Origin of the sequence: Terriglobus sp. YAF25 (assembly GCF_052113305.1) — a bacterium.
Taxonomy (GTDB): Bacteria; Acidobacteriota; Terriglobia; order Terriglobales; family Acidobacteriaceae; genus Terriglobus.
Map to the genome: position 1 here is coordinate 1 of NZ_JBFRCY010000229.1, position 5,991 is coordinate 5,991.

General features: G+C 59.0%; 7 protein-coding genes. 2 read left to right on the plus strand and 5 right to left on the minus strand.

All coding sequences use genetic code 11. The features are described 5' to 3' along the window. A partial coding sequence (locus AB4043_RS11430) for a carboxypeptidase regulatory-like domain-containing protein (RefSeq protein WP_442307090.1) occupies nt 1-823 on the minus strand: 823 nt, incomplete at its 3' end. Between the two features lie 330 nt (nt 824-1,153). After that, nucleotides 1,154-2,365 (minus strand): hypothetical protein, encoded by a 1,212-nt coding sequence (locus AB4043_RS11435; RefSeq protein WP_442300305.1) that lies wholly within the window; start codon nt 2,363-2,365, stop codon nt 1,154-1,156. 226 nt (nt 2,366-2,591) lie between these two features. Between AB4043_RS11435 and AB4043_RS11440 the strand changes: the two genes are divergently transcribed. Further along, a complete protein-coding gene (locus AB4043_RS11440; protein ID WP_442300306.1) occupies nt 2,592-2,879 on the plus strand; it encodes a Dabb family protein in 288 nt (95 codons plus the stop codon). 5 nt (nt 2,880-2,884) lie between these two features. Here the strand turns inward: AB4043_RS11440 and AB4043_RS11445 are convergent, their stop codons facing one another. Next, the gene (locus AB4043_RS11445) at nt 2,885-3,619 is read right to left on the minus strand and encodes a PIG-L deacetylase family protein (protein WP_442300307.1); all 735 of its coding nucleotides are present in this window, start codon (nt 3,617-3,619) and stop codon (nt 2,885-2,887) included. After that, entirely contained in the window at nt 3,610-4,407 is a 798-nt protein-coding gene (locus AB4043_RS11450) for a ribonuclease HII (RefSeq protein ID WP_442307091.1), read from the minus strand. The genes AB4043_RS11445 and AB4043_RS11450 overlap by 10 nt, the downstream gene beginning before the upstream one ends. 267 nt (nt 4,408-4,674) lie before the next feature. On the opposite strand from AB4043_RS11450, the gene AB4043_RS11455 reads away from it, so the two are divergent. Beyond that, nucleotides 4,675-5,667, plus strand: a complete 993-nt coding sequence (locus AB4043_RS11455) for a hypothetical protein (protein WP_442300309.1) — start codon at nt 4,675-4,677, stop codon at nt 5,665-5,667. 77 nt (nt 5,668-5,744) lie between these two features. On the opposite strand, the gene rplS is transcribed toward AB4043_RS11455, so the two are convergent. Further along, nucleotides 5,745-5,991 (minus strand): 50S ribosomal protein L19 (gene rplS, locus AB4043_RS11460; protein ID WP_442307092.1); only part of this gene is annotated, 247 nt, incomplete at its 5' end.

A 5,991-nucleotide genomic window follows, 5' to 3' on the forward strand; every position in this document is an offset into this window, starting at 1 on the left:
CACGCAATCTGTAGGTTCCCGAAGGCACGAAGGCGATCACGAAGCTGCCATCGGGAGTGATGTCCGCGTTCCGGGAAAATGAGCGGTCACTGGCATCCGTCAATTGCACAGCACCGTGCACCACTGGTATGCCGTCTGCCTGCCGCACAACGCTGCCTCGGACCAGATGCAAGCCGCGAGTAGGAATGGTGATGGCCACGCCCCCCATCTCCTCACTTCCGACGATCTTGAATGTCGATGCTTCCTTCTTGTGGAAGGTTCCGGGCGCATAGAGCTGCTGCGTATTCAGATAGAGGCTGACCGCTTGTGCCGTGTCCCTCGCGAAGACATTCGCCTGCACCATGCCGGCAATCACGCGATATTCGCCGGGAGGAACGCCGGCGATGCGAAACTTTCCCTGGTCATCGGTGGCTACCGCGGGCAAGCTACTCTCTCCTACCCGTGGGCGATTGGCCGAGGTTGGCGATGAGACAGCCTGCACCCTGACATCTGCCGCGGGCGCTCCATCATCGTAGAGAATCTGGCCGCTGATCGCTGCACCGCGCATCAGCTCGACATCCAGAGCTGCCGCTTCCCCTCCGCGAATCGTTACACCTGTTGAGCGAAGATGCCGCTGTACATCCGGCTCAAGACTCTCCCAATCGGAGAGGTCGACACCTGACATGGGATCGAGGTATCCCGTCAGATCCACTTGCACGGCGTACGTGCCAGGTGGGACATGGTCGATGATGAAGGCGCCATTGAGATCGCTGAACCCTTCTCCACGTCCGCGTCCACGGCGAAGAAGATCCGCAGGCTTGGTGTTCTCCTCCGGGAGAGGCACCAGACTGATCCGCGCTTGTCGCGCGGGCGCATGGGTGTCCGCACAGAAGACATGCCCAGTTACGTGGCCTGCAGGAAGAGCCGCGCTCTCCCGTGCCACGGATGGTGGACTCGGTGATTGCGCATGCAACGAGAGAACTGTCGTCAGAAAAAGAAAAGAGACCCCTCGATGCATTTATCGACTCCCATCTCAAGGATTCATCCATTAGACGACGGAGCATTTTCCCTGTAAGCGCAATGTAGGTATTCCGCACCTATGGGCGTTTCCGCAATGAAAACGCCGCTGTACGCCCTTCCGGAATACCCAGTAACAGAGAAAACGCTCTGGAACTCACTTTGGGTTGGCGGCAGAGCGCACTGGAGCTATGATCGGCGGCGGCTTTGTCGGATCCTCAAGGGCGGGTACCTGCAGGGTGATTCCCGTGGCATCTCCCGATGCGACAATCACCGATGCCTGGGTCGTTCCGTAGTGGTGGCTGATGCGGTGAGGACCAGTACTATCCGCCTGCGGCCTTTCGAAGGCGTTCATTACTCGCAAGGTGTACTGACCGGGTGTTACAAAATCGATCCGGAAACTACCGTCCGGTGCGATCTGGCCATTGAGCATAAACGTCGGGTCGTCCTCGTCCACCATCTGGACGTTACCTCCGGTCACTGGCATTCCATTTTCCTGCTGTATGACAGTTCCCGCGACGAAGTGCATGCCTCGCGTCGGAATGGTAATTGTGATCCCGCTTTTCTCGTCTGTTCCTGAGACCTTAATGATGTTGGCGTTCTTTTTGCGAAAGGAGCCTGGCGCATAGATTGTCTGACTGCTTCCAACATTTTGAAACGCACTGCGCCCCGTGGATAAGGGCACCATTCGCTGGATCTGAATAGCAGCCGCCGCAACGTAGTCTCCCGGAGGAATGCTTGAGATTCGAAAATTCCCTTGATCATCCGTGAAATAAGAACGATGGAGCCCGGCACGATGCCGCGCGGTGCTTCCCCCTGGTCCCACCACTGCAGGCGCGTCCATGAGCTGCATTGCGATACCGGATGCTACAGAACCGTCATCAAAAAGGACCTTGCCGGAAAGCGTTGCGCCACGTTCCAGACTGGCATCCAGGCTCGCGGTTTCAGCACCTCTGATGGTGACGGTCGGTAAAGCAGACCGAAGGTTTGCCTGTACTTGCGGATCAGGTTTCATCCAATCCTGCATGTCAACCACCGATGTGGGATCGAGATATCCCGCCAGATCGACCTGCAGCGCATATGTCCCAGGTGCGACATGGGGAATGGCGAACGCACCCTCCATATCGGTTGTGGCCGGCCCTCCAAAGGACGAAAACATCACGCCGATCTGGCGCTCCAAATTTTCGGTGTCACGCAGACGAACCAGGCTCACCCGTGCGAATCTTGCCGGAGCATGAGTGTCTGCGCAGAAGATGTGCCCTGTAACGCTTCCGGAAGGAGGCGGCTGTGTCTGTAGCGATTGGACCTGTGGCGCCTGTTGCGCAGGCAGAGAAACTCCGATTGCCAGAAGAAGAAAAACGCGGCGCATCTGTCGGCTCCGTTCGAGCCGATTATGGGCGAACCCGGCCCGGAGCGCAATCTTCTTTTCGCACTGCAGATACGGGGCTCCGATATGCTGAAGCCCTAGAGCATTTTTCCTGCAGGTGTAGTGTAGGGATTCCGTATCTATGGGCGTTTTCCGCGATGAAAACGCCGCTGCACTCCCCTTCCGAGCTACCCAGCAACAGAGAAAATGCTCTAACAGAAGGAGCTTCATGTTTATTCACGGATTTCTCTTCCGCTGGCAGCCAGGCGTTACCGAAGAACAGATAGCGCGCGCCCAGCGCGAGATTCTTGCCTTCCAGGGCGTAATTCCCGGCCTGCGGGAGGTCCACGTCGGCGAGAACCTCGCGGTCAACAAGGGCGACTACACCTTCGCCGGCGTCATGATCTTTGAAAACAAAGAAATCTACGCCGGCTACTGGGCGCATCCCGCGCATCAGGCGTTGCTCCAGTGGCTCATGCCCCTCATCGAGCCGATCGAGTTCGATCTGGAAGCCTGAGCTCCTTACTCCCGGATGCCGTCGAACATATCGTGCGTCATCGCAGCGGGCTGCGGCGTGGCGGCGGAGATCAGCGTGTAGAACTCCTGCTGTCCGAACTTATCCAGGTACGGCCGTACGCTCTCCAGCACCGGTAACTGCGAGGCGTGTTTCTCGAAGGCCTGAATGCGCACCGGCAGTACCTCCGCCGTATCCAGCACACAGGTCCACGGCGCCGGCATCAATGGCTCTCGCTCCTCGAGCGTGAAGTTGGTGGTGATGTGATATAGCCGCTGCGGCAGATGCAGCTCCAGCCCGAGCTCCGGATACCGCTTGGCGCGTCCAGCCCAGTGATAGGCTGCCGATGTGATGGCGGAGACCATGGTGTGATCGGGATGGACGTTTAACCCGCCATCCAGGCCGAAGGTCACAACCACATGAGGACGGAAGGTCCGCATCCGCTGCACCAGCTTTTTGCCGGCTTCATGCACATTGGCATGCACCAGTTGCGCATCGTGGTAGTCCAGCAGCTCATAGTGCTGGATGCCCAGCACCTGGCAGCTTGCAGCGAACTCTTCACGGCGGATACGGCCCAGATCCTTGCCGTCGGTGGAGGCTCCGCGGTTGCTCGCTGCCTGTCCATCGGTCAGACAGATACAGCTCACCTCGACGCCACGCCGTGTTGCCAGAGCAATCGCTCCTCCAAAGGCAAAGCACTCGTCGTCCGGATGTGCGACGACGACCATCATCCTCAATCCCATGCTGCGTTTTCTCCAGCGGCGCTCTCGCTGAGCACCTCTTCGTCAAAGGGTAGATCATCCATCTCCAACGCTGCTTCCAGCGCAGCATCCGGATCGACCCCAGCCACCGGCGCAAAACTCCGCCGATGCAGCGGTGTTGGCCCCAGTTCCTTCAAAGCTTTTCTGTGAGCCGGGGTCGCATATCCCTTGTGGGACGACAGTCCATACCCCGGATGAGTCTCATCAGCAGCGCGCATCAGAGCATCGCGGTGAACTTTTGCCACCACGGATGCCGCTGCAATCGAGAGCGACAGCGAATCGCCGTAGATCAGCTTTGTCTGCGGACAAGGATGGTCAATGCGCATGGCGTCGATCAGCAGATGATCCGGCTCCAGGGAGAGTCCCGCAACCGCGTTCAACATAGCCAGACGCGACGCCTGATAGATGTTAATGCGGTCGATGGTCTCGGCATCGACCTCAGCGACACAGACGGCCAGAGCCATGGCGCGCACCTGCAGATCCAGGCGCTCGCGGTCTTCGCGCTCCATCTGCTTGGAGTCTTTCAGTCCGGCTTCGGCCAGCTCGGCACACGCTTCCGGCAGAATGACGGCGGCGGCAACTACAGGGCCATACAACGCTCCCCGGCCAACCTCATCCACGCCCGCGATCATCCGGCACCCGCGATAACGTAGCGCCTGCTCCGGAGCATCGGAGCACACGAGCTGACGAAGCATCATCTGTTTGGCTGTTGAGGGAGCCAGCTCCTTCCCGGTACGGGCAGAGACGGCTTTGGGGCGGGAGAAACGCATGGCGCTTCTCCCAGTGTATCGCCTGAATTTCCTCATGACCGATGGCTTGCCATAAGGTATGCTTCCACCGAARTACTCTCCTAAGAGAAGCAATCAAAAGCGGGTAAAATCCATGACGCGGAATAGAGCATTTTTCCTGTAGGTGTAGTGTAGGGCTTCTGCATCTATGGGCGTTTTCCGCAATGAAAACGCGGCTGCACTCCTCTACCGGGATACCCAGCAACAGGAAAAATGCTCTAGCCGGGCATGGAGGAGCATGGCATATCTATGTCTATGAAGCGGATCTTCACTCTCATCGTGTGCGTCTCCACCCTGGCTGCGGCGCAGGATGCCGCCAAACCCGCGGACCAGGCTCAGCCCCAGGCTGCGCCGCAGAAAGAACAGAAGGAGCAGAAGGAACAGAGCGTAGGCACGYTGCGCGGTCTCTTAGGCGGCAAGAAGGCCAAGCCGGTGGTCAGTCCGGAAGAAGAGGCCAAACACAAGGCTGAGAAGGCTGAGATCCAGAGCCAGATCGATGCGCTTCCCAAGCAGGGCACCCCGATGCTCGATGAGGCCGGCAAGCAGATGCTCGACCCCGACGCCAGGCCGATGTTCAACCCGGCGCCAAAACCTCTGCGTGACAAACACGGCGAGCCAAGGCTGGACGAACACGGCAAGCTGCTTCTGCGGACCAAGGACAATCTCGGCTACGACGAGCACGGGAAGAAGCTGAAGGCGGTCAAAGAGAAAGAACCGAAGAAGGTGCCAGTCACCATCGAACAGGGCACACTCACTGTGGATGGGTGGACCGGCAAAGCGCGGCTGAATTACGACATTGCCGACCTGAAGTATCTCTACATCTATGCGCCGGGCATCGGCAATACCGTCATCTCCGGAGTTCCGTTCGAGGGCGCAACCGAACAGAAGAATGCCTTCGACGGCAAGACGCTCACGGTCTCGGTCAGCGAGCATACGTTGCAGCTCGCCAGTGAAAAGCCGCTGCTGCACCAGAAGCATCCCGCTTCGGCGTATGTCCGCGTCGACCGCGAGTACACCATGAGCTCGCGCTTCCCGGTCATGGGATACGGCACACTCCGGCGTCCGCCCTATGCCTGGCCCGGAGCGAAAGCAGTCTCCACGAATGCCCCGGACCTGCCAAAAGAAGTCAAACCCACGCTGGCCGTCCCCAAGCCGGTAGCGGTACCACCGGCGGTTCCGGGAACAAACCCGGCCGGGGGAACCAAACCTGCGGGAGCCAAGCCCGCGGGGCCTGGCAAATAAAACCAAATCGCAGAAACACGAAAAAGCCGGCCGCAAGGCCGGCTTTTTGCGTCAAGAGAAATTGACGCCTGAAACGCTTAGGAGCGCTCGACTTCCTTCAGACGGGCAGCCTTGCCACGCAGACCGCGCAGATAGAACAGCTTGGCGCGGCGAACCTGGTAGGAACGAACCTTTTCGACCTTGTCGACAACCTTGGAGTTGTACGGGAAGATGCGCTCGACGCCCTGTCCGAAGCTCATCTTACGGACGGTGAAGCTGCCCTGCGGGCCCTGCCTGGTGGCGATCACAATGCCTTCAAACGCCTGGAGACGCTCTTTGTCGCCC

Excerpts from the sequence above, each read along its gene's own strand:
- AB4043_RS11450 (WP_442307091.1), bottom strand. The coding sequence starts at position 4,407 with ATGCGTTTCTCCCGCCCCAAAGCCGTCTCTGCCCGTACCGGGAAGGAG.
- AB4043_RS11435 (WP_442300305.1), bottom strand. The coding sequence starts at position 2,365 with ATGCGCCGCGTTTTTCTTCTTCTGGCAATCGGAGTTTCTCTGCCTGCG.
- AB4043_RS11445 (WP_442300307.1), bottom strand. The coding sequence starts at position 3,619 with ATGGGATTGAGGATGATGGTCGTCGTCGCACATCCGGACGACGAGTGC.
- AB4043_RS11440 (WP_442300306.1), top strand. The coding sequence starts at position 2,592 with ATGTTTATTCACGGATTTCTCTTCCGCTGGCAGCCAGGCGTTACCGAA.